The organism is Arthrobacter sp. NPDC093139 (assembly GCF_044754165.1).
GTDB lineage: Bacteria > Actinomycetota > Actinomycetes > Actinomycetales > Micrococcaceae > Arthrobacter.
Window position 1 is genome coordinate 73,363 of record NZ_JBIVOO010000016.1, and the last position, 23,920, is coordinate 97,282.

The 23,920-nt window shown below is 66.0% G+C and carries 21 protein-coding genes and 1 tRNA gene; 15 read left to right on the forward strand and 7 right to left on the reverse strand.

Annotated features, from left to right (window positions below; genetic code table 11):
- Positions 1-93 precede the first annotated feature (93 nt).
- Positions 94-825: a hypothetical protein gene (locus ACIP90_RS19040; protein ID WP_400581210.1), complete on the reverse strand. Its 732-nt coding sequence runs from the start codon at positions 823-825 to the stop codon at positions 94-96.
- On the reverse strand, positions 822-1,550 hold the full coding sequence (locus tag ACIP90_RS19045) for a hypothetical protein (protein WP_400581211.1): 729 nt from the start codon (positions 1,548-1,550) through the stop codon (positions 822-824). Before ACIP90_RS19045 ends, ACIP90_RS19040 begins: the two co-directional genes overlap by 4 nt.
- 196 nt (positions 1,551-1,746) lie before the next feature.
- Between ACIP90_RS19045 and ACIP90_RS19050 the strand changes: the two genes are divergently transcribed.
- Both ACIP90_RS19050 and ACIP90_RS19055 read left to right on the forward strand, forming a co-directional pair.
- Complete coding sequence (locus ACIP90_RS19050) at positions 1,747-3,402, forward strand: ABC-F family ATP-binding cassette domain-containing protein (RefSeq protein ID WP_400581212.1); 1,656 nt, start codon at positions 1,747-1,749, stop codon at positions 3,400-3,402.
- 5 nt (positions 3,403-3,407) lie between these two features.
- A complete protein-coding gene (locus ACIP90_RS19055; protein ID WP_400581214.1) occupies positions 3,408-5,321 on the forward strand; it encodes an ABC transporter ATP-binding protein in 1,914 nt (637 codons plus the stop codon).
- A 93-nt stretch (positions 5,322-5,414) separates the two neighbouring features.
- Here ACIP90_RS19055 and ACIP90_RS19060 read toward each other — a convergent pair whose 3' ends face one another.
- The 4 genes from ACIP90_RS19060 to ACIP90_RS19075 form a co-directional block, all read right to left on the reverse strand.
- A complete protein-coding gene (locus ACIP90_RS19060; protein ID WP_400581216.1) occupies positions 5,415-8,201 on the reverse strand; it encodes a discoidin domain-containing protein in 2,787 nt (928 codons plus the stop codon).
- A 156-nt stretch (positions 8,202-8,357) separates the two neighbouring features.
- Entirely contained in the window at positions 8,358-8,780 is a 423-nt protein-coding gene (locus tag ACIP90_RS19065; RefSeq protein ID WP_400581217.1) for an NUDIX domain-containing protein, read from the reverse strand.
- A gap of 2 nt (positions 8,781-8,782) precedes the next feature.
- Positions 8,783-9,313 (reverse strand): DUF6314 family protein, encoded by a 531-nt coding sequence (locus tag ACIP90_RS19070; RefSeq protein WP_400581219.1) that lies wholly within the window; start codon positions 9,311-9,313, stop codon positions 8,783-8,785.
- A gap of 1 nt (position 9,314) precedes the next feature.
- Positions 9,315-9,387, reverse strand: a tRNA-Arg gene (locus ACIP90_RS19075).
- A gap of 85 nt (positions 9,388-9,472) precedes the next feature.
- Here ACIP90_RS19075 and ACIP90_RS19080 point away from each other — a divergent pair.
- Entirely contained in the window at positions 9,473-10,243 is a 771-nt protein-coding gene (locus ACIP90_RS19080) for a hypothetical protein (protein WP_400581221.1), read from the forward strand.
- Between the two features lie 24 nt (positions 10,244-10,267).
- Here ACIP90_RS19080 and ACIP90_RS19085 read toward each other — a convergent pair whose 3' ends face one another.
- Positions 10,268-10,921: a hypothetical protein gene (locus ACIP90_RS19085; RefSeq protein ID WP_400581222.1), complete on the reverse strand. Its 654-nt coding sequence runs from the start codon at positions 10,919-10,921 to the stop codon at positions 10,268-10,270.
- 77 nt (positions 10,922-10,998) lie between these two features.
- On the opposite strand from ACIP90_RS19085, the gene ACIP90_RS19090 reads away from it, so the two are divergent.
- The 12 genes from ACIP90_RS19090 to ACIP90_RS19145 form a co-directional block, all read left to right on the forward strand.
- The gene (locus tag ACIP90_RS19090; protein WP_400581224.1) at positions 10,999-11,847 is read left to right on the forward strand and encodes an inositol monophosphatase family protein; all 849 of its coding nucleotides are present in this window, start codon (positions 10,999-11,001) and stop codon (positions 11,845-11,847) included.
- Between the two features lie 108 nt (positions 11,848-11,955).
- Positions 11,956-14,487, forward strand: coding sequence for a DNA helicase PcrA (pcrA, locus tag ACIP90_RS19095; RefSeq protein WP_400581226.1), 2,532 nt, complete (start codon positions 11,956-11,958; stop codon positions 14,485-14,487).
- Between the two features lie 2 nt (positions 14,488-14,489).
- Positions 14,490-15,197 carry a hypothetical protein gene (locus tag ACIP90_RS19100; RefSeq protein ID WP_400581227.1) on the forward strand — a complete coding sequence of 236 codons (708 nt, stop codon included), beginning with the start codon at positions 14,490-14,492 and terminating at the stop codon, positions 15,195-15,197.
- Between the two features lie 223 nt (positions 15,198-15,420).
- A complete protein-coding gene (gene sucC, locus ACIP90_RS19105) occupies positions 15,421-16,590 on the forward strand; it encodes an ADP-forming succinate--CoA ligase subunit beta (RefSeq protein WP_400581229.1) in 1,170 nt (389 codons plus the stop codon).
- 30 nt (positions 16,591-16,620) lie between these two features.
- Positions 16,621-17,523: a succinate--CoA ligase subunit alpha gene (gene sucD, locus ACIP90_RS19110; RefSeq protein WP_400581231.1), complete on the forward strand. Its 903-nt coding sequence runs from the start codon at positions 16,621-16,623 to the stop codon at positions 17,521-17,523.
- A 201-nt stretch (positions 17,524-17,724) separates the two neighbouring features.
- Positions 17,725-18,090, forward strand: coding sequence for an ArsR/SmtB family transcription factor (locus tag ACIP90_RS19115; protein ID WP_400581233.1), 366 nt, complete (start codon positions 17,725-17,727; stop codon positions 18,088-18,090).
- Positions 18,087-18,560, forward strand: coding sequence for an SRPBCC family protein (locus ACIP90_RS19120; RefSeq protein WP_400581235.1), 474 nt, complete (start codon positions 18,087-18,089; stop codon positions 18,558-18,560). The genes ACIP90_RS19115 and ACIP90_RS19120 overlap by 4 nt, the downstream gene beginning before the upstream one ends.
- A 177-nt stretch (positions 18,561-18,737) precedes the next feature.
- Positions 18,738-19,142: a tautomerase family protein gene (locus ACIP90_RS19125; RefSeq protein WP_400581236.1), complete on the forward strand. Its 405-nt coding sequence runs from the start codon at positions 18,738-18,740 to the stop codon at positions 19,140-19,142.
- A gap of 233 nt (positions 19,143-19,375) precedes the next feature.
- Complete coding sequence (iolC, locus tag ACIP90_RS19130; protein ID WP_400581238.1) at positions 19,376-20,401, forward strand: 5-dehydro-2-deoxygluconokinase; 1,026 nt, start codon at positions 19,376-19,378, stop codon at positions 20,399-20,401.
- Positions 20,398-21,333: a deoxyribose-phosphate aldolase gene (locus ACIP90_RS19135; protein ID WP_400581240.1), complete on the forward strand. Its 936-nt coding sequence runs from the start codon at positions 20,398-20,400 to the stop codon at positions 21,331-21,333. The genes iolC and ACIP90_RS19135 overlap by 4 nt, the downstream gene beginning before the upstream one ends.
- Before the next feature lie 39 nt (positions 21,334-21,372).
- Positions 21,373-23,310 (forward strand): 3D-(3,5/4)-trihydroxycyclohexane-1,2-dione acylhydrolase (decyclizing), encoded by a 1,938-nt coding sequence (iolD, locus tag ACIP90_RS19140; RefSeq protein ID WP_400581244.1) that lies wholly within the window; start codon positions 21,373-21,375, stop codon positions 23,308-23,310.
- Between the two features lie 62 nt (positions 23,311-23,372).
- On the forward strand, positions 23,373-23,920 hold a 548-nt coding region (locus ACIP90_RS19145; protein ID WP_400581241.1), incomplete at its 3' end, for an aldehyde dehydrogenase family protein.

Here is a 23,920-nt window from a genome sequence, read left to right on the forward strand (position 1 = left end):
ACATTCATGATTCTCTCACGCTCTAATGATTTTGTGAATCCCCCGTGGCCACTTTCGGTAAATGACGTTCCCGGTCCCGTTGCAGCTGGCTGGCTACTGGGTGCCTGAGGGCGTCGGGACCTTCCTGTGCGCCCTGGCCTTTGCCAGCCAGATCAGCGCCAGGCCGGAGACGAAGCAGAGGATGGCGGTGTAGTTGATGATGAAGGGCAGGTAGCCCCACGACGGCGGAATCAACGGAAAGAGGAGGCTGAGCATGACGTCTATTCCTCCGATGGCCAGCAGGAGGGCACTGATCCGGATCATCGCCGGCAGCGTGCTGCCCACCGCACGCACCATGGCAGGCAGGATGGCCAGGCACACGTAGGCAGGGTAGGCGCGGCCGGCCGCACCGTAGTATTCCACCAAGAGCCTGTTCCGTTCGTCCTTGGCATAGACGTCCATCATCCCCGCCGACGAGCCTTCGGTGTCAATGAGGGCGAAGAGAACCAGCAGTGCGGCAGAGATCAGCCCCAACACTATGGTTCCGGCACGCCCCCTGATGAGCCGCACGCCGCGGGCGTCTCCGAACCCCTTCGCGATCCGGATGCCGAGGAAGTAGATGGCACCAAAGATGATGAAGCGCAGGAGAAGGTTAGCCACATTCGTGTTTCCGAGCAGGTCATCGATCGCCAGATAGGGGCCCTTGATGCTTAGGAGCGTGGCGACGGTCAAAAACGCAAAAATGTAGAAGAGCGACCTGTTTTTCTTCCGAACCAGGTTCGGTATCCGGGACAGGGCAGCGGCAGCGCACGCCACCAAGGTGGTCCATTGCAGGATCTCGATCATCCCAGATTCTCCCAGATTTTTTCGGTTTGTTCTTGGTCTTGTTCTTGGCGGCGCAATGTCTTCCCGAGCGTCTGGAGGCGGTCTCCGGCCAGTGCGGCGAGTTCGCCGTCGGACAGCCGGTCCAGGGCGGCCTTGCGGGCGCCCGGCGCCCAGCCTGCTTCGGCTTCCGTGATCAGACCGGTGGCCACCAGGCCGCCGGTCAGCCCGACGCCGGCCGCCCGGGATGTGGCTATCGCCACCTCGGGGGCAAGCCGGTTTGCGGTCAGCTGCGCGGAGTAGTTCTGCGGGGCGATTCCGGTGGCGGCGGAGACCCGGTGCCGGAGTTCCCCGTCGTCGATTGCGTCCACCCAGTTCTTCACGGAGGTCGGGTGCGGAGCCGGGCTGAGTTCCCAATCCCCGCCGACTTCCCCTTCGGGTGCGGTGCGGGCGATGACAGCACGCAGCAGGTCCACGGTGGCGATTTGGCTGACGAGCTCCTGCCGGGTGGGCGGGACGAGGGGGCCGGCAAGGTCGCGGTAGACCTCAAAGTAGGCAAGGGACGTCACGGGATTAATATCGAAAGCCCGGCTGATGCTGACCACGGTTGCCTCGGCGACCTTGCCGCGGACGAGCTGCTGGGCCAGGGTGGTCCGCTTGACCTTCGACAGCCTGCAAACGTCGGCCATGCTGGTGTTGGGTGCAATGCCCTGCAGCCAGCGCTGGAACGCTTTGGCGGGGAGTGGCATGGAAGGCTCTCTGCTGAACGAATGATTGGCACTGTGGCAGCTGTCGTCGCTGTAGATTTTACGCGGACCGACGCTTCCACTATGCTAGTTTCTCGAACCCGCTGGTCCGTACACCCCCCAAGTCCGGACCAGCGGGTTCTTTCATGCCCGCCCGAATTTTTCGGGCCGATCCGGGCAGCGGTGAGAGGATGGACAAATGACGGCAACCCTTGTTGCGAAGGACCTGGCGGGCGGTCATGATCACCGCACCCTCTTCTCGAAGCTTTCCCTGACCGTGGCACCCGGGGAGGTCGTCGGCGTCGTCGGGGCGAACGGGGCCGGTAAGTCCACCCTGCTCCGGCTCCTTGCCGGCGTGGATGAACCGCAGGAGGGAACCGTAAGCCTGGCTCCCGCGGATGCCTTCGTAGGCTGGCTTCCGCAGGAACACGAGCGGGTCCCTGGCGAGACAGTGGCCGCCTACATTGCACGCCGCACGGGCTGCGCCAGTGCCACTGCCGACATGGAGGCCACCGCCGAAGCGCTCGGCGGGGGAGCCCCCGGCACGGACGATGCGTACTCCCTGGCCTTCGACCGCTGGATGGCCTCGGGTGCCGCCGACCTGGACGAGCGGATTCCCCCTGTGCTCGCCGATCTGGGCCTGGACGTCGGGGCGGACGCTGACATGACCGGGCTGTCGGGTGGCCAGGCAGCACGCGTAGCGCTCGCCGCCCTGCTGCTGAGCCGCTTTGACATCGTGCTGTTGGATGAGCCGACGAATGACCTCGACCTGGATGGCCTTGCCAGGCTGGAGGCCTTCGTCCAGGGTCTCCGCGGAGGCGCCGTGCTGGTCTCGCATGACCGTGAGTTCCTGGCCCGCTGCGTGACCACGATCGTTGAGTTGGACCTCGCCCAGAACTCGGTGGCGGTCTACGACGGCGGCTACGAGGCCTTCCTCGAGGAGCGCGCCGTCGCCCGCCGGCATGCCCGCGAACGGTACGAGGAGTTCGCCGCCACGAAGGCGGATCTGGTGTCCCGTGCACGCACCCAGCGCGAGTGGAGCTCGCAGGGCGTCCGTAACGCCATGAAGAAAAACCCCGACAACGACAAGATCCGGCGGGCGGCCAGCACTGAATCGTCGGAAAAGCAGGCGCAGAAGGTCCGTCAAATGGAGTCGCGCATCGCCCGCCTTGACGTCGTGGAAGAGCCCCGGAAGGAATGGCAGCTGCAGTTCAGTATCGGTCAGGCACCGCGCTCGAGCTCCGTCGTGGCGACGCTCCGGGACGCCGTGGTCCATCAGGGGGACTTCACGCTGGGACCGGTCAACCTGCAGTTGAACGCCGGCGAACGGATCGGCATCACCGGCCCCAACGGTGCGGGCAAGTCAACACTGCTGCGCCTGCTGCTCGGCCTTCAGGAACCGGCTTCCGGGAATGCCTCCAGAGGTGCGTCCGTGGCCGTGGGTGAAATAGACCAGGCACGCGGGCTGCTGGCCGGACACCTGAAGCTGGGCGACGCCGTCGAAGCGGTGCTGGCCGACCAGACTCCGGCGGAGGTCCGTACCCTGCTGGCCAAATTCGGACTCAAGGCGGACCACACCTCCCGCACCGTGGATTCCCTCTCGCCGGGCGAACGCACACGCGCCGCCCTGGCCCTGTTACAGGCCCGCGGTGTCAACCTGTTGGTCCTGGACGAGCCAACCAACCACCTGGACCTGCCGGCGATCGAACAGCTGGAGGAAGCCCTGGAGAGCTACGAGGGCGCACTGCTGCTGGTGACCCACGACCGCCGCCTTCTGGAGAATGTGCGGCTCGACGCTCGCTGGAACGTGGACAACGGCGTGGTCACAGAAGCCATGACCGGAAAAATGGAGTAGAGACAATGAGCATGGACGGCGTCGCCTGGCGCTCGCTGCACAACATCACCCGGGCCAAGAGCGGCTCCAAACCGTTTTCCCGGGAGACGCTGAAACGCGTCATGGGCTTTGCGCGCCCGCACCGGGGCAAGCTGATTGCCTTCGTGGTGGTGTCCATTGCCATGGCCTTCCTTGCGGTGGCAACGCCGGTGCTTGCCGGCCAGGTGGTGGACGCCATCGTGGCCGCTGCCGGAACCGGTGAAGTGATCCGCCTGGCCGCGCTGATCGCCGGGGTGGCCGTTGCCGAGGCCGCGCTGGGCTTGGTGAGCCGCTGGCTCTCCTCCACCATCGGCGAAGGGGTGATCGTTGACCTCCGTACCCGGGTGTTCGACCACGTGCAGAAAATGCCCATCGCCTTCTTCACGAGGACCCGCACCGGCGCCCTCGTCAGCAGGCTGAACAACGACGTCATCGGCGCCCAGTCGGCGTTCGCAGGAACACTGTCCGGCGTGGTGAGCAACGTCGTGGCGCTCATTCTGACCCTCGTGGTCATGCTCAACACCTCGTGGCTGGTCACCGTGCTGGCCATGGTCCTGCTGCCGATCTTCCTCATCCCCGCCCGGCGGATGGGCTCCAAGCTGGCGGACCTGCGCCGTGAAGCCGCCGAGCACAACGCGGCCATGGGCACCCAGATGACGGAGCGTTTCTCGGCCCCGGGTGCCACGCTGGTGAAGCTCTTCGGCCGCCCGGAGGACGAGTCGCGTGAGTTTGCGCTGCGTGCGGGGCGCGTCCGCGACATCGGGGTGCGGACGGCGATGCTGCAGTTCACGTTTGTGACGGCGCTGACGCTGGTTTCGGCGCTGGCCCTGGCCCTGGTGTACGGCCTGGGCGGCTGGCTGGCGATCGAAGGCCAGCTCGCAGCGGGCGACGTCGTGGTGCTGGCGCTGCTGCTCACCCGCCTTTACGCCCCGCTCACCGCGCTGTCCAACGCCCGCGTGGAAATCATGAGCGCGCTGGTCAGCTTTGAACGCGTCTTCGAGATCCTCGACCTTAAGCCGCTTATCCAGGAAAAGCCCGACGCCGTGGAGGTCCCGCCGGGGCCGGTCGCCGTCGAATTCGACGACGTACGGTTTGCCTACCCCTCGGCGGACAAGGTGTCCCTGGCGTCGCTGGAGGAGGTTTCCACCCTGGACACCCGCGGCGGCGAAGAGGTGCTGCACGGCATCAGCTTCCGGGTGGAACCCGGCCAGACCGTGGCGCTCGTCGGCTCCTCGGGAGCGGGTAAGTCCACCATCGCCCAGCTGCTGTCACGGCTTTACGACGTCGACTCCGGGGCCGTGCGCCTCGGCGGCCGCGGTTCCGGAACAGGGCTGGACGTCCGCGACCTGACCTTCGCCTCTATGCGCGCCACCCTCGGCATGGTCACGCAGGACGGTCACCTGTTCCACGAATCCATTGCCTCCAACCTGCGGCTGGCCCGTCCAGGCGCCACCGAGGAGGAGATGTGGGACGTGCTGCGCCAGGCGCGGCTCGAGTACATGATCCGGTCGCTTCCCGACGGCCTGGACACGGTGGTGGGGGAGCGCGGCTACCGGCTCTCGGGCGGGGAGCGCCAGCGCCTCACCATCGCCCGGCTGCTGATCGCCCAGCCCCGCGTCGTCATCCTGGACGAGGCCACAGCGGCATTGGACTCCACCAACGAAGCCGCCGTGCAGGCGGCTCTAGGTGCGGCACTTGAGGGGCGCACCGCCGTCGTGATCGCGCACAGGCTCTCCACGATCCGCGCCGCCGATGTCATCCTGGTGGTGGAGGACGGCTCAATCGTGGAGCGCGGAACCCATACGGAGCTGCTCGCCGCCGAGGGCCGCTACGCCGAGCTGTACCGGACGCAGTTCGCCGAGGCCGCCGCAGTGGCTGAGGAAGCCGTCCCGGAGCTTTAGGCATCGCCGGTTGCAGACAAATGGGCAGGGCCCCGGAGAAATGTCTCCAGGGCCCTGCCCGGTTGTTAGGCTGCGGCTGACGGCCGCCATCCGTTACCGGAAGATGTTGTAGGGGCCCCAGCCCCCGCTGATGAAGGTTCGGGTACCCCAGGTCCCCTTGCTGTAGGGGTAGTGGGCCAGCCTGCCGTCGGTGAGCCGGGCAATGAGTCCGTTACTTCCGGGAGTGAATCCAGCCACATTGGTGATGCTGTTGATGATGTTCCACCCTGTGCCGACCACGGGCCTGGTTTGGTTGACGAAGCCACCGGTTCCGTTGGAGCGGTACAGCAGGAGGCTGCCGTCACTGCGTTTGGCGAGGAGGTCCTGTGTCCCGTTCTGGTCGAAGTCAGCCATGGTGAGGTAGAGGCCCCGCCATCCGCCTCCGCGGTAGGTGCGCGGCGACAACGTTTTTCCGGTGCCGTTGCCGTAGTACCAGAGACTTCCGGCCGCGTCGTAGGCAAGGATGCCAGGATACTTGTCGGCTGTGCGCCAGCGGCCGACCGTCACGTGGTAGCTGCCCCATCCTCCGCCGAGGGATTGGGCCGGAGCGAATCCTCCACCATGCTTTCCAAGGTAGTAATTCAGCCGCCCGTCCTTCCACTGGGCGACGATGTCGTAGACGCCGTCGCTGTTCCAGTCGATCACGTACCCCTTGGCCAGGCCGGCCCAGCCGCTGCCGATCATTTGCCGCGGCTGGATACCGCCGGCGCCGGTGGCCCGGTAGTTCCACAGCACGCCGTCCGCTCCGGCCGCCACGGTATCAGCGGCGCTGGCGATGCTCGGCCCGGAGGGGGCAGGTGGCGTGGTACCGATGTTGATGGTCGAGGCGACGCTGGGCACCCCGTTGGCGTCCAGTGCAAAGAGCATGTAGTTGCCCGGCACCAGCACGCCGCGATCCGACGGCAATCTCAGCGACGCGGTATTACCCGAGACCGCGGTTGCGGTCAACGGTATCCGCCGCTGGTCGGTGTTCACGGTGTGGGTCACCGTGCTCATCCGCATCAGGGAGAACTTGGTGGTCGGGGCCCCGGTGGTCACGGCAATCGTGCTGCCGGGCGAGGCGAACGTTGGTGCAGTCACAATCCTCGGCCGGACGCGGGCGCTGCCGTCGGCGTTCAGCAGGTAGGGCGGGGTGAAGATCTCTCCGTCCAGGTGGTTGGTGGTGCAGTCCCCCTCGCACAGCCCGCCGCCGCCGACGAACACCCGGGCATCCGGGAGCAGCAGGGCCACGCTGTGATACGTCCGGGGAATGGCCATCGGAGCCATCGTGGCCCACAGTCCGGTCGCCGGGTTCCAGATTTCCGGAGCCATCCTGGCATCCGTGTCGGTCCAGGGACGAGGAGTGGCCTGACCGCCGACCACGAGCACCTTGCCATCGGGCAGCGCGACCCCGTTCGCGAAGGACCGGCTGACGGCCATGTCCGCGGTCCGGGCTACGGTGGCTCCGTTGTTGATGTCGATGGTGTACGCCCGCGCCGTGGCAGGGGCGCCGGAGTAGGCGGTCGCCCCGCCCACGGTGAGAATCTTTCCGATGTCGTACATCACGGCGTCGCCGTTCATGGCGTCCGGGCTGTCGGACCGCAAGCCGGCCGAGGTGATGCTGCCGGTGCCTGTGGTGGAGATCCAGTTCATCTGGCGGCTCGGCCCGGCGTGGAACACTCGGCCGCCAGGGGCGGCAAACAACCAGGCATGGTTGTCGGAACGGAATTCGCCATCGGGATCGCTGGTCAGGATGGGGTCTACCGGCACATTTGTCAGCGCGCGCCAGCCGCCGGCCTCGGACCATACCTCGCCGTGCCTGTTGCCCACAGCGCCGCCTGACCAGGACCCGCCGATGCTGAACACCTCACCGGTGGACGTGGTCACGTTGGACTGGTATCCGCGGCCTATCGTCATGGCCGGTCCCCTGGTCCAGGTGTTCGTCGCAGGGTTGTAGAGGGTGGTTTTCGTGCTGTTGCTGCCGCCGCTGATCATGATCCGCCCGTCCGGCAGCATCGACGTCCCGGGGCAGAACATGTCGTGAGCGGTGTTGGCCACCTCGGTCCGGGTCACCGCGCCGGTGGTGAGGTTCATGGTGGATGTCTGGGTGTAGCCGCTGGCGCCACCGAATGTTGTGGGGGAGTAGGCGGACCAGGTGAGCAGCTTGTTGCCAGGCAGCAGGGCTGCTGCGACCGGGACAATCGGGAAGTTGATGGTGGGACCCCAGGTTCCCTGCGCCCCGTTCACGGCCATGGTGGTCATCATGCCGCCGCCGCTTTGGCCGATCAGGTTGATCTCCGAGGCGCTGCTCCACGATCCGCGGTTGCCGGCCTCGCTGATGGCCCGTAGCTGGACATAACGTGCCGTGACTGCCGCAAACGTGGCGGTTTTTTCGGCACTGCTGTCCGCCCAGGTCCCGTGCGCCACGGGCGTACCCCATGTGGTGCCGTTGGTGCTCACCAGAATCTCGAAGCTGCCGATGCGCCCGTTCTCGACGTCAGGACGCGGCAGGTAGCGCAACCCCGTGATGTTTTGCGTCACCTTGGTGTCGATCGTGATGGCGTGAGGCAAAGGGACTGCAGGCGCGGCAGTTCCCTTGCTCTGCCAGAACGTCTCGGCGTTCCCGTCCAGAACGTTGGCGGCCCCGCCGTTCCCGCCGGAAACCTCTTCATCGCTGGCCGACACCGTCCACCCGGCCCGTTGCATTGAAGGCGGAGGTGGCTCCATCCCGTCGGCAGACAGCACGGGGATGTGCTCATGTGGCCCGGGTGGCGCGCTGGAGGCGTCGTCGTGCGGAACCACCGCCACGTAGCCCGTGATCAGCAGGAATGCGGCCGTCACTGCGGATACAACTCGAAACATGTGCGCCTCCGTCTGGCTTCAGCCCCCCACGACAACACGAAGGCTAGGCCGGGCAGGTTGGGAAAACCTTGGGCGGCAGGTAGAGGCAGTGAAAGGTTGACGGCACGCCTGATATATGAGCCCGTGACGCCAGGGAGGGGTATCAGGCGGAGGATGTCAGGTGCGGGCGGTGCCCCGGGCGTCCGTTGCGGCCAGCGCCGGCAGGATGTGGTCCGTGAGCAGGGGCGCGAGGTCGGCGGGAAGCTCCGCCGCCAGGTCCAGCCAGCGGATTTCTGCGATCTCGGCCGAGGGATGGGCAATCCAGGTGCCGGGCACCCTGAACACCGTTGCCTCGATTTCCGTTGCTTCCTCATTGGCCGCATCCGCGAGCCACACGCCCATCAGCTCCAGCTCCCGCGGGTCAACAACGATCCCCACTTCTTCCTCGAGCTCCCGGGCTGCGGCCTGCACGGCGGTTTCGCCGGGCTCGGGTTTCCCTCCGGGATGCATGAACTTGTCCGTGCCGCGCTTGCGGACGGTCAGGAGCCGTCCGGCGGCGTCATAGACGCAGACGGCGGAGACAATGATGCGGGGATTCACGCCTACGAGCCTAACTGTTTAGCAGCATGCGACGCAGGCTCGCGGCGGAGCACGGATTCCAGCAGCAGGTCCTTGTGGGGGCCCGTGACGTTCCAGACATAGCTGAATGAGTCCGGGCCGAGCAGGGAGTATCTGACGCGGTAGGTGTCGGGATCGCACCAGTGGCGGTCTTGGCTGGCGTCCGCGGCGAAGCTCATTCGGTGGAACGGGCGGCCGTCGGGAAAGGTCATATCCAGGGCATCGGCCGAGCCCGTGGGCCTAAGGAGGTATTCCCGCATCGCCGGGCCGGTAAAGGTCCCGCCCCCCGAAGCAGGCCAGCACACGGTGCCTTCCTCCTGGAAGCGCAGCCCGCCGTCGTCGTCTGTTTCGGTAAAAATTACGACGCCGGCAAAGGTTCCGCGGGTGCCCGCCGTGCGGTCAAAAAGAGCCCGTTCCACGGACCAGCGTCCACCGGACGCCCCTGCCCGGGAGCTGCCTGCGCGGGAGATGCCCAGCAGGTAGGCGCGGAGCCCGGAATACGGCTGCAGATTCAAGTGCCCTCGATTGGAATCGAACCAACGACACCGGCTTTAGGAGAGCCGTGCTCTATCCACTGAGCTACGAGGGCGGGCGTCCGCCGCGGCCGGCCTCGGCCGGCCCGTTCGGACACGCTTACAAGCATACAAGGTGTCGACGCGTACTACGCTCTTGGCATGGCCGCCGCAGCACAAGCACCTTCCGCCCGGGCAACATTCCTGCCCGATACCACCTCCACGAGACAGTACATCGGGGCCTGGGCCGTACTCAGCGTGGTGCAGTATTTCGTGGCGGAGGCGGCCGTGATCGGGGCCTGGGCAGGCCCCGAACCCTACGACCGCCGGACCGGGTTCATCAGCGACCTCGGCGCTGTTCACTGCGGCGTTTTTGACGGACGCAGCGTCTGCTCGCCGCTGCACCCGCTGATGAACGCCTCTTTTGTGGTCCAGGGCCTGGGAATGCTGCTCGGTGCCCTGCTGCTGAGTTCGGCGCTGTTGCGGATCGCCGCCCGGCCGGGAGCGCCGGTGGCGGCGAGCCACAGCGGCGAGGTGCCGTGGTTCGCGGCCGTTGGCACGCGCGTCTTCACCGGAACGGCCGGCGCCGGAACCATCATCGTGGGGCTGGTGCCCGAAGACGTGGGCTCGGGCTGGCACTTTGCGGGTGCCGTCATGTACTTCACCGCCGGGTCCTTTGCGTTGCTGCTGCTGGGCGGCCTGTGGCTGGGGCAGACGCCGCTGGGCCGGTTCATCCTCGCGTGCGGCATCGTGTCCCTCAGCGCTCTGGTCACGGGCGGGGTGACGGGCATGAAGGTGCCGGAACCCGGGACGTTGGAGCGGCTGATGGGCTATCCGATTACGGTCGGCCTGGCTGCTGCCGGCCTCGTCGTCGCCCAGCGCGTCCACCACGAACGCGCCGTCCGCAAGGCAACCAGGGCGCGCGCGGCCTAGTCCCCGAGTCCGTTTTGGGCTGCCTTACGGGCTAGCCGGGGGACTGGCCTGCAGAGCCCGCTTTGATCGGCGACGCCCCAAAAAGACTGCGGCCGCGCCGGCAAGCAGGCTCAGCACCAGCAACACCCAGCCCGCAACGGTAAGGAAGGACGCCAGGGCGACCTGTCCGGCGTCGAGCGTGGGAGCAGACACCATGGCGTCGATGGCCACGTTCCCCCACAGCCGCGTAACCACGAACAGCAGCGGCAGGGACCACAGCGCCCAGCGCAGCGGTTTCCGCGTCACGTTGGTGCCAATCAGGATGAGCCAGGTGAAGCCGAAGATCAGCGGGAAGAGCGTGCCTGCGGTCTTATGGAGGTAGTTGAGCTGGCCGATGGCGTCGCCGCTCAGAACGCGGCGCAGTTCCCCCACGAAGCCCGGATCAAAGCCGCCGATGAGGGAATCGGGCATCGGCAGGCCCCGGGAAAGCTGGGTGAGCTGGTTCAGCGTCAGCAAATGGAGGTACCAGAACAGGAAAAGGCTGGCCACGACACCCGCAACGACGATGAGGTTGCCATTGCTCTGGGCCTTCTGCGGAGTGCGGTCTGTGGTGGGATTGATTACCGGCGGCAGGTCGTGCTGCGGGACCACCGCCTTCGCGCCGTGCTTCTTGATCCGCTGTGCAGGTGTCTTGGCCATGCCTCCATTATCGCCTGAGGCCGTTGTCCTCCTTAGGCCGTTGTGGTCCTGGGGCCGCCCGCCGATAGGCTGGGGGCGTGACCGAACTTGGAAGACACAAATTGGGTAAGCACAGCGCGGCCAACCTGAGCCCCGGCCTCGACGACTTTGAGCTGGCGTCCGCGCTGGTCCGGGAAGCCGGGATGCTGGCCCTGATGATGCGGCAGGGCGGTCTGGACTCCCAGCGCAAGACCTCGGTTTCGGACATCGTCACAGCGGCAGACCATGCGGCGGAGGCCTACGTGCTGGAACAACTGCAGCGCTGCCGCCCCGAGGACGGGGTCCTGGGCGAGGAGGGCGCGGCCGTCCGCGGAAGCAGCGGCCGCACCTGGGTCATCGATCCCGTGGACGGAACCTACAACTTCCTGCACGGTTCCACATACTGGTGCTCCGCGATTGCCCTCAAGGACGAATCGGATGTGCTGCTCGGGGCCATCTTCCAGCCGGAAGAGGACAAGCTCTGGCTGGGTGGCGCGAACCGCCCGGCCACCCTCAACGGCGACGTTGTCACCACTTTCAAGGCCGACGGCGCAGGCCGCAGCGCGTCCCCTCTCGCCGACATTGGCGCCGCCACCTACATCCATCCCCGCTGGCTCGCGGACCCCATGTGCGCCATGCCTTGGCATGCGGCGGCCACGTCAGCCGCCACGCTGCGCATGCTCGGCTCCGGCTCCTGCGACCTGGGGCGTGTGGCCGACGGGGAGCTCGGCTGCTGGTTCCAGCACAGCTGCCCCGAGTGGGACTGGCTTCCAGGGAAAGCGATCGTCCTTGCCGCCGGCGGCGCCGTCGGCAGCGTCTACGTGAACGGCCTGGAATGGTTCATGGCAGGGGGCACGACGGCGGTGCATCAGTTGCGCGCCGCCCTCGAGTCAGGCTCCGTGGACTAGGCTTGTCATTGCTCTCCGGGAGGGAAGTCCGTCTCCGGGAGGGAAGTCCGGAGTTATCCACAGGGGCGGAATCCAGTGTCAGCCCCACCGCCTAGACTTGTAGTCACCATGGATATGTTGTTTGACCCGTACGCTGACGGACCTTTCAAAGCCGGCACCCACGCGGCCGCCCTGACCAAGTCGCGCCCCGAACCCGGTCTGGCGCCGGCCGAATTTGGCGGCGGGGGCCATGGCCCGAAGGAACCGCATCAGCCTGAAGCGGCCGGGGGTGGTGAGACCAGCACCTGGACACGGCCCAAGCTGCCGGACGCCGGCGCCTTGCTGCAGGGGCTGAACCCGCAGCAGGAAGAGGCTGTCAAACACGCCGGCAGCGCGCTGCTGATTGTGGCCGGTGCTGGCTCGGGCAAGACGCGCGTTCTCAGTAAACGGATCGCCTACCTGATCGCCACCCGCCGCGCCCACCACGGCGAGATTCTGGCCATCACGTTCACCAACAAGGCCGCCGCAGAAATGCGGGAACGCATCGAGGCGCTCGTCGGTGGCCGGGCCAAGACCATGTGGATCTCCACGTTCCACTCGTCCTGCGTCCGGATCCTGCGCCGCGAAGCAGCCAACGTCGGCCTGAAATCCAACTTCTCCATCTACGATTCCGCGGATTCCCTCAGGCTCATTACGCTCGTGGCCAAGAACCTGGACCTGGATCCCAAGAAGTTCGCGCCCAAGGCCATCCAGCACAAGATCTCCGCGCTCAAGAATGAACTGATCGACGCCGATTCCTATGCGTCCTCGGCGAGCTACAACGATCCCTTCGAACAGGCCGTTGCCGAGGTCTTCAAGGGCTACACCCAGCGCCTGCGCCAGGCGAACGCCATGGACTTCGACGACCTCATCGCCGAGACCGTCTACATGTTCCGTGCCTTCCCGGCGCTCGCCGATTCCTACCGGCGGCGGTTCCGGCACGTCCTCGTGGACGAGTACCAGGACACCAACCACGCCCAGTACGCCCTGGTCCGGGAAATCGTGGGCGAGGGACCGGACGCCGCGGAACTCACTGTCGTGGGCGATTCCGACCAGTCCATCTACGCCTTCCGCGGCGCGGACATCCGCAACATCGTGGAGTTCGAAAAGGACTATCCGGACGCCCGCACCATCAAGCTCGAACAGAACTACCGCTCCACCCAGAACATCCTGACTGCGGCCAACTCCGTCATTTCGCGCAACCCGAACCGGCCCGAGAAGCGGCTGTGGACCGCGGAGGGCGAGGGCCACAAGATCATCGGCTACGTTGGCGAAAACGAACACGACGAAGCACAGTTCATCGCCAAGGAAATCGACCGGCTGCAGGACGAGGACAACCTCCGTCCCGGTGACGTCGCCATCTTCTACCGGACCAACGCGCAGTCACGTTCCATCGAGGACGTCCTGGTGCGGGTCGGGCTGCCATACAAGGTGGTGGGCGGCACGCGGTTCTACGAGCGCAAGGAAATCAAGGACGCGCTGGCCTACCTGCGCGTGCTGGTCAACCCTGATGACGACGTCAACCTCCGCCGCGTCTTGAACGAACCGAAACGCGGCATCGGCGACCGCGCCGAGGGCGCCGTGGCCGCCTTGGCAGAACGTGAACGCACGTCCTTCATGGCCGCAGCCCGCCGCGCCGACCAAGCCCCGGGCATGGCCACGCGCTCGGTCAATGCGGTGCTGGGCTTCGTGAAGCTGCTCGATGATCTGGCCGAGGTCGCGGCCGGGTCCGGCGCAGCTGCTGCCCTGGAGGCAGTGCTGGAACAGACCGGGTACCTGGCAACCCTGCGGTCCAGCACCGACCCGCAGGACGAGTCCCGGGTAGAGAACCTGGCCGAGCTCGTCGCCGTCGTGCGTGAGTACGAACAGGACAACCCCGAAGGGTCCCTCGAAGCCTTCCTGGAACAGGTATCCCTCGTGGCGGACGCCGATCAGATTCCGGACGCGCCGGGGGCGGATATCGACGCCGCCGTAGCCGAGGCCAAGCGCTTGGGCGTTGTCACGCTCATGACGCTGCACACGGCCAAGGGCCTCGAGTTCCCCGTGGTGTTCCTCACCGGCATGGAGCACGGGCTCTTTCCGCATCAGCGCTCGGCCACGGACCCGAAGGAACTGGCAGAGGAACGACGCCTTGCCTATGTGGGGCTGACCCGTGCCCGGAAGCGGCTGTACGTCACCCGCTCCGAAGTCCGCAGCATGTGGGGGCAGAGCCAGTACAACCCCGCCAGCCAGTTCCTCGAAGAAATCCCCTCGGACCTCGTCGAATGGAAGCGTGAGGGCACCAGCAGGCAGGCAGGCGGCTGGGGGAGCGGCGCCTCGATCGGCTCCAGCCGCTACGGCGGATCCTTCTGGGGCGCAGGGACGGCCCGGGGCGGGAAGGCGGACTCCTCGGTGGGCTTCAACGCTGACGTTCCCGCCGCCGTCGCGAAAAACCGGGTGCAGCCGCAAAAAGAGGTCATTGCGGTCAGTGTGGGGGACAAGGTCAATCACACCAGCTTCGGCAACGGCACGGTGCTGGCGGTGGAAGGTGCGGGGGATAAAACGGTGGCGAAGGTGAAGTTCGACGTCGGCGAGAAGCGACTGCTGCTGCGCTACGCGCCGCTGACCAAGCTCGACGCCTGACCATGGCGGTGCGAAGGCCGGTGGTGTCTGCCGCGGTTGCGGTCCTCGCCGTGCTGGCCGGCACGGGCTGTTCCGTCACCGTGCCGGATCCCGGGTACACCCCGCCGCCGCCGTTGCCAGCCCTCGAACAGCTCAGGCAGGCTCCGCTAACGAACCCCGCCGCTTTCCGGACCGCTGATGATGTGCTGGCCTTTGTCACGGCAGACCGGAACGTCGTTTGCGCCCTGACCTCCGCCCGCGGCGCACACCTGAACCTGCCCTACGAACCGAACAACTTCGGTGATTCCGCCAACAGGAAGCTGGACACGGTTCCCGTGGCGCACTGCGAGTTGGCGGTGTATCCGGCGCCCGAAGCCGCGGACATCAGGGACAACTGCACCGGAACGGGCCTGGGCTACCTCGGCGGAGCCGCCCTGCTCACACCGGACCGGGCCAGGTACGGGGAATGCCGGTCCGGCGTCACCGCGATGGAATCCGCCTTTGGGCCCCAGGGAACAAGGGACGGTGTGATCGCCGCGCTTCCCGTCCTCCCCGAGGGCGGCAACCTCGAACGCAACGGCCTGAGGTGTTCTGCGTACGCCGCCGGGGTGGCCTGCGGCAACGTCACCGGCGGCGTTGCGTTCGTCGTCAGCCGGGACCATTACGAAATCATCCCGGGTGGGGGCAAAAAGGCCTCCACGGCATCGCCTGAAGCCCCAAAAACCCCGTAATCTTGCGGTTTTTCTACGGTCCATAGAATAGTGTCCTTACTCACATAACAGGTAGTCTGGAAAGGCCTTGTCCCCATTAAGGACTAGAGTTCCCAGAGGAGCATTGCGCTGCGTGGCTCGTCTCCGGACCTGCCGCAGGGCGCGTTTATTCCGCAGTCCGGTCCACAACTGTGGTGCTTTCCGGCTGTACAGAAACTACTTCGACGTAGAAGGACACTAAACCGTGGACCTGTTTGAATATCAGGCGCGCGATATGTTCGAGGCGCACGGTGTACCCGTGCTTGCTGGCATCGTGGCGCACACCCCTGAAGAAGCAAAGGCAGCTGCCGAGAAGATCGGCGGCGTAACTGTCGTAAAGGCGCAGGTTAAGGTCGGTGGCCGCGGCAAAGCCGGCGGCGTCAAGGTTGCCAAGTCCGCTGACGAGGCGCTTGAGCACTCCACCAACATCCTGGGCATGGACATCAAGGGACACACCGTTAACAAGGTGATGATCGCCCAGGGTGCGGATATCGCCGAGGAATACTACTTCTCCGTTCTGCTGGACCGGGCCAACCGCAACTACCTGGCCATGTGCTCGGTTGAAGGCGGCATGGAAATCGAACAGCTTGCCGTCGAACGTCCCGAGGCGCTGGCCAAGGTTGCCATCGACCCCGCCGTGGGCATCGACCAGGCCAAGGCCGACGAAATCGTTGCCGAGGCCGGTTTCGCTGAGGAGCTGCGCGGCAAAGTCGCCGCCGTCATCCTCAAGCTGTGGGACGTCTTCAAGAAGGAAGACGCCACCCTCGTCGAGGTCAACCCGCTCGTCAAGACCGGCGCCGGTGACATCGTTGCCCTCGATGGCAAGGTGACCCTGGACGAGAACGCCGACTTCCGCCACGCCAAGCACGCGCTGCTGGAGGACAAGGACGCTGCCGATCCGCTCGAAGCCAAGGCCAAGGCGCAGGACCTCAACTACGTCAAGCTCGACGGCGAAGTTGGCATCATCGGCAACGGTGCAGGCCTCGTGATGTCCACCCTGGACGTCGTCGCCTACGCCGGCGAGAGCCATGGCAACGTCAAGCCCGCCAACTTCCTGGACATCGGCGGTGGAGCTTCCGCCGAGGTTATGGCCGCTGGCCTCGACGTCATCCTGGGCGACGAGCAGGTCAAGTCTGTGTTCGTGAACGTCTTCGGCGGCATCACCGCCTGTGACGCCGTTGCCAAGGGCATCGTGGGTGCGCTGGCTGAGCTGGGCCACTCCGCCAACAAGCCCCTGGTTGTCCGCCTCGACGGCAACAACGTTGAAGAAGGCCGCCGCATCCTGGCCGAGGCCAACCACCCGCTGGTTACCCTGGCCGCCACCATGGACGAGGGCGCCGACAAGGCCGCCGAGCTCGCCAACGCAGCCCGCTGATCGAGCCTGTCGAGATCTAGGAAAGAAAACATGTCTATTTATCTGAACAAGGACTCCAAGGTCATCGTCCAGGGCATCACGGGCGGCGAAGGCACCAAGCACACCGCCCTCATGCTCAAGGCCGGCACCAACATCGTTGGCGGTGTCAACGCCCGCAAGGCCGGCACCACGGTTCTGCACGGCGAGAATGAGATCACCGTTTTTGGCACCGTGAAGGAAGCCATGGCCGAGACCGGCGCCGACGTTTCCATCGTCTTCGTTCCGCCGGCATTCACCAAGAACGCCGTCGTTGAAGCCATCGAGGCAGGCATCGGCCTGGTCGTGGTTATCACCGAGGGCGTTCCGGTCCAGGACTCCGCCGAATTCTGGGCACTGGCCCAGTCCAAGGTGGACGCCGACGGCAACCAGATCACGCGCATCATCGGGCCGAACTGCCCCGGCATCATCACCCCGGGTGAGGCCCTGGTCGGCATCACCCCGGCGAACATCACGGGCAAGGGCCCCATCGGCCTGGTTTCCAAGTCGGGCACCCTGACCTACCAGATGATGTACGAACTGCGCGACCTTGGCTTCTCCACCGCGATCGGCATCGGCGGCGACCCCATCATCGGCACCACGCACATCGATGCGCTGGCCGCTTTCGAGGCTGACCCGGAGACCAAGGCGATCGTCATGATCGGCGAAATCGGCGGCGACGCAGAAGAGCGCGCAGCGGACTTCATCAAGGCCAACGTCACCAAGCCGGTTGTCGGCTACGTGGCCGGCTTCACCGCGCCTGAAGGCAAGACCATGGGCCACGCAGGCGCCATCGTGTCCGGTTCCGCCGGGACCGCCCAGGCCAAGAAGGAAGCACTCGAGGCCGCCGGCGTCAAGGTCGGCAAGACGCCGTCCGAGACCGCAAAGCTGCTGCGCGAAGTTTACGCAGCCCTGTAGTTCCCGCGGGACATAAGTCCCGAAAGCAACGCGGGGCCACCTCGGACAATCCCAGCTGGATTGTCCAAGAGTGGCCCCGCGTTTCTTCATTTAACCCCTTGTCCCCGGACACGGCGGGGTTTAAGCTGTTAACAACCTAAGGGTTGATCAACCAGACGGTTGAATAGTAGGAACATCTGCACCAGTTCTAAGGCAGTGGCAGTGGACACGACGGACGATGACGACCTCCTCGACTTGGCCTTCCTGGCCCTGTCCGATCCCGTCCGCCGCCGCCTCATCTCCCGGCTTAGCAGGGGACCCGCCACTGTCAACGAACTGGCTGAACCCTTCGCGATCACTAAGCAGGCGGTCTCGAAGCACATCCAGGTACTCGAGCAGGCACAGCTGGTCACCCGCACCCGCGATGCCCAGCGCCGGCCCGTCCACCTGAACCCCGCACGGCTCGAAGCGCTGACCGCGTGGATCGACCAGTACCGGCTGGTCCGCGAGGCGCAGTTCCGCAGCCTCGACGCCGTGCTCCGCTCCCAGGCCGCCCCAGGCGGCAGCAGCTCCAAGGAGAGAAAATGAGCAACGAGCTTAAACTTACCGTTCCTGACGGCCTCCCGTTCATAGACTTCGAGCGGGAGTTTGATTTCCCCGTCGCCGATGTGTTCCGTGCACACAAGGAGCCTGAACTCATCACGCAGTGGCTTGGGCCGCGCGGCACCAACGTGGAAATCGATCACTACGACTTCCGCTCCGGCGGCAGCTACCTCTATAACCACACCGGCCCGGACGGCGCGAAGTATGCCTTCAGCGGCATCTTCCACACCGTTCGGGAGAACGAGTTCGCCATCCAGACCTTCGAATTCAGCGGCTATCCGGACGTCGTCAGCATCGAATTCATGAATTTCGAGGATCTCGGAAATGGCCGCTGCCGGCTGCGGGGGCACTCCGTCTATCCGACGCAGGAGGCCCGGGACGGCATGGCACAGTCCGGAATGGAAGGCGGCATGAGCGACGGCTACGAACGGCTGGAGGAACTGCTCGCCAGGTAAGCCGGTCACGGACTTCCGAAGCCGCGGATCCCGGCAGGCGCCCACGCATGACGCCGGGCGGTCACCTTCTCCCAGAAGGTCACCGCCCGGCGTCGTGCTTTTGCACGCAGGGGGAGGTGTTGTACCTCACTAGACCACTTTGATAGTATGACAGGACAAACTATCCAAGGAGCACCGTTGCCACTCGTTCGAATCGACGTCAATGAAGGCCGCACGCCTCAGGAGCTGCAGCAGCTCAGCCGGGGAATCCACGACGCCATCCTGGCTGAATACAACATCCCGGAGCGCGACTACTTTCACATTGTCACCGAGCATCCGGCGGGGCAGATCTTCGCGCAGGATGCCGGCCTCGGCTTCGAGCGCACGCCGGACGTCGTCATGATCCAGATCTTCACCCAGGGCGGGCGGAGCCAGGAGGCCAAACAGTCTCTGTTCGCGGCCGTGGCCGCCAGGCTCGGGGAGCTTGGAATCGGGGGCGAGAATGTGTTCATCGGATACGTGGAAAACACTGCAGGGGACTGGTCCTTCGGATTTGGCCGGGCCCAGTACGTCACGGGAGAGCTTGCGGTCCCTAACAAATAGCTCGACGGGAGGCCTGGTCCCGGCGGCCGGGTGAACCGGGCCCCGGCGCCTTTCGCTGGCTGCGACGCGCGATCAAATGCAGGTTGTAAATATGTCAGTACAAACCTTTGACAGGACATTCAAACTAGGGCAAAGTAGGGGTGTGGCCCCGCTCACGGGGATTAGCAAGCACCGGAGCCCAGGCTGGGCAGCTGCTTAGGTACAGAGTTCAAACAGAAAGGTCCGAGATTACCGTGACCCACGAACTGCTCACGATCGGGCGCATCAGCGTTGATATCTACCCGAACGATATTGGGGTGGACCTGGAGGACGTGACGTCCTTCGGCAAGTACCTCGGCGGCTCCCCGTCCAACGTGGCTGTTGCCGCGGCCCGCCACGGCCGCCGCACCGCAGTGATCACCCGGACCGGCGATGACGCCTTCGGAAACTACCTGCACCGCGAGCTGCGCAAGTTCCACGTGGACGACTCCTTCGTCACCCCGGTGAAGGAATGGCCCACGGCGGTGACGTTCTGCGCGATCAAGCCGCCGGAAGACTTCCCGCTCTACTTCTACGGACGCATTCCCACGGCACCGGACCTGCAGATCACAGCCGAGGAGCTGGACCTCGAGGCCATCAGGAATGCCGGGATCTTCTGGTCCACGGTGACGGGCCTGTGCCAGGAACCCAGCCGCGAAGCCCACATCAAGGCACATGAAGCCCGGCCCCGCGCCGGCCTGAAGGAGGGCCAGTACACCGTCCTGGACCTGGACTACCGCCCCATGTTCTGGGCCTCGGAAGAGGAAGCGCGCGCCCAGGTGGCCAGGATCCTGCCGCATGTCACAGTGGCCATCGGCAACGACAAGGAATGCGCCGTTGCCGTGGGCGAGGGCACCCCGGACGAGCAGGCTGACCGCCTGCTCGCGGCCGGAGTGGAAATCGCCGTCGTCAAACTCGGCCCAGAAGGTGTGATGGCAAAGACCCGTAGCGAACGTGTGGTCTCCGCGCCGGTTCCCGTGGAGACAGTCAACGGCCTCGGCGCCGGCGACTCCTTCGGCGGAGCCTTCTGCCACGGGCTGCTCTCCGGCTGGCCCCTTGCCCAGGTCCTGGACTACGCCAACGCAGCCGGCGCGATCGTTGCCTCCCGCCTGTCCTGCGCCGACGCCATGCCGACGCCGGACGAGGTCATCTCGCTGCTGGCCGAGCGCGGACGCCTCGTCCCCGATGCTGGTCCCCGCCGGGACTCCAGCCAACTCACCCACGAAGGAGCGGCCCTGTGAGCCTCAACCCCGGCACCGCCACCCTTACGGTGGACGACGATCCCCGCCGCTACGCGCATCTGAGCACCACCCGCCTCGAGGATCCGGGAGCGGTTGCCCGCGCTGCCAAGGCACGCCGCCGCCATCCCGGCCCCAAGTCCGGCAGGCAGAACTTCATCGTCGCCGCCGACCACCCGGCCCGCGGGGCCCTCGCCGTAGGCAGCGATCCGGTGGCCATGGCGGACCGCCGCCAGCTGCTGGACCGGCTGCAGATCGCGCTGGCCAACCCGGCCGTGGACGGTGTTCTCGCCTCGCCGGACATCATGGACGACCTGCTGCTGCTCGGTGCGCTGGAGGGCAAGCTGCTCTTCGGATCGATGAACCGCGGCGGCCTCACCGGCCTGGTCAACGAATTCGATGACCGCTTCACCGGCCACACCGCCGCCGCCCTGGAAGCCCTCGGCGCCGACGGCGGAAAGATGCTCACCCGGATCTGCCTCAGCGACCCGGACACCGTCTCGCTGCTGGAGGCGACGGCCAAGGCAATTGATTCCCTCGCCGAGCGCAAGCTGATCGCCATGGTGGAACCCTTCCTGTCTGTCCGGGAGAACGGACGGGTCCGCAACGACCTTTCCACGGATGCCGTGATCAAGTCGATCGCGATCGCCGAAGGCCTGGGCTCCACGAGCGCGTACACCTGGATGAAGCTGCCCGTCGTGGCAGAGATGGAGCGCGTCATGGCCGCCACCACCATGCCCACGGTGCTCCTGGGCGGGGATCCGGAGGGCACGCAGGAGGAAGTCTTCGCCACCTGGGAAGCCGCCCTCGCGCTCCCCGGCGTGCAGGGACTTACCGTCGGACGGACCCTGCTGTACCCGCAGGACGGCGATGTTGCCGGTGCCGTCGCCGCGGCGGCCGCCCTCCTCAACCACACCACAGAAGTATCGGAGTAACCTCCCATGGAGACGAGAACAGCAACAGGAACCCGCCGCATGACCGTGGCGCAGGCCGTGGTCGAGTACCTCTCCAAGCAGTACACGGTTGACCGGATCGGCACCGAGGACTACCGGGCGCGCCTCATCCCGGGAACGTTCGGCATCTTCGGCCACGGCAATGTTGCCGGCGTGGGCCAGGCCCTGAAGCAGTACCAAGCCGCCGACCCCGCGATCATGCCGTACTACCAGGGCCGCAACGAACAGGCACAGGCGCACCAGGCAGTGGGCTACGCCCGGCACACCCGCCGCCGCCAGACGTTCGCCATCAGCACCTCCATCGGCCCCGGCTCCTCGAACCTGCTCACGGGCGCGGCGCTCGCCACCACCAACAGGCTGCCGGTGCTGCTGCTCCCCAGCGACACCTTCGCGACCCGTGCCGCGGACCCCGTGCTGCAGCAGCTTGAGCAGCCCCACGCCTACGACATCACCGTGAACGATGCGTTCCGGCCACTGTCCAAGTTCTTCGACCGCGTCACCCGTCCCGAGCAGCTGTTCTCCGCGTTCCACCACGGCCTGCGTGTCCTGACCGACCCGGCCGAGACCGGCGCGGTGACCATTTCGCTGCCGCAGGACGTCCAGGCCGAGGCGTTCGAGGTGCCGGAGGAATTCCTCGCCGAACGCGAGTGGCGGATCCGCCGCCCGGACGCCGACGACGAGGACATCCGCCGCGCCGCCGAAGCTATCCGCGCCGCGAAGCGCCCGCTGATCATCGCCGGCGGGGGCGTCCTGTACGCCTACGCCAACGACGAACTGGCCAGGTTCGTGGACCTGACCGGAATCCCGGTGGGCAACACCCAGGCCGGTGTTGGCGTCCTGCCATGGGACCACAGGTTCTCGCTGGGAGCCATCGGCTCCACGGGCACGACGGCGGCCAACGCCATCGCTGCCGAGGCGGACCTGGTCATAGGGATCGGCACGCGCTACGAGGACTTCACCACCGCATCGCGGACCGCGTTCCAGAACCCGGACGTGAAATTCATCAACATCAACGTGGCCGCCATCGATGCCTACAAGCACGGCACCACGCTGCCCATCGTCGCGGACGCCCGGAAGGCCCTGGTCAAGCTGAACCAGGCCCTCGGCGGCTACCGCGTGGGCGCGGACCTGGAACAGCTGGTCGCTGCCGAGAAGCAGCGCTGGGACGCCACCGTGGACGAGGCCTTCGGCACCCGGAACACGCCGCTGCCCGCGCAAAACGAAATCATCGGGGCCACCAGCCGCGCCATGGACGCGCAGGACGTCGTTGTTTGCGCCGCGGGTTCGCTGCCCGGTGACCTGCACAAGATGTGGCGGGTGCGCGATCCATTCGGCTACCACGTGGAATATGCCTACTCCTGCATGGGCTACGAAATTCCGGGCGGCCTCGGCGTCAAGCGCGCGGCGCTGGCGGAAGCCGCGGCCGGCGGCGCTGAAGGCAAAGGGCGTGACGTCGTCGTGATGGTGGGGGACGGCTCGTATCTGATGATGCACACTGAGCTGGTCACCGCCGTCGCTGAACGGATCAAGCTGATTGTGGTCCTGATCCAGAACCACGGCTTCGCCTCCATCGGCTCCCTCTCCGAATCACTCGGTTCACAGCGCTTCGGCACCCAGTACCGCGTGCTGGACGAGGAACGGCACAGCTTCGACGACGGCGAAACCCTTCCCGTGGATCTGGCCACCAACGCCGAAAGCCTGGGCGTGAAGGTGATCCGGATTGAACCGGGGGAAAAGGTCATCGCCGAACTCGAGCAGGCCATCCGTGACGCCAAGGCAGCACCGGAACGCGGAGGACCGATCCTCATCCACGTCGAATCCGACCCGCTGCTGGATGCCCCGAGCTCCGAATCATGGTGGGACGTCCCCGTCTCCCAGGTCTCGGACCTCGAATCGACCCGGCAGGCCTACCAGACCTACACCGACCACAAGAGCCGCCAGCGCAAGCTGCTGGGCTGAGCGCCATCGCGAACAACTGCACCTTTCGACCACTTCAGTTTGATCACTCCAGGAAGCGCCCAATGACGACCACCACTTCTGACACCGCAACGATCAGCCACTTCATCAACGGCGCCGAGACCGCCGGCGAAGGTGACCGCACCCAGCCCGTCTACAATCCGGCCACCGGAGCCGTCACGGGCGAGCTTCGGCTCGCCAACCGGGCCGACCTGGACAACACCGTTGCGGCCGCCCGCGCCGCCGCTGACAGTTGGGGCGACATTTCCCTGGCGAAGCGCACCGCGGTGCTGTTCAAGTTCCGGGAACTGGTCGCGTCCCACATCGACGAACTCGCAGAGCTGATCACGGCCGAACACGGCAAGGTCCTCTCCGATGCGAAGGGCGAAATCGGCCGCGGCCTGGAGGTCATCGAGTTCGCCTGCGGTATCCCGCAGCTGCTCAAGGGTGACTATTCGGACCAGGTTTCCACCGGCATCGACGTGTTCTCCTTCCGGGAGCCGCTGGGCGTGGTGGCCGGCATCACGCCCTTCAATTTCCCGGTGATGGTGCCGCTGTGGATGGCTCCGATGGCGATCGCTACCGGCAACGCCTTCATCCTCAAGCCCTCTGA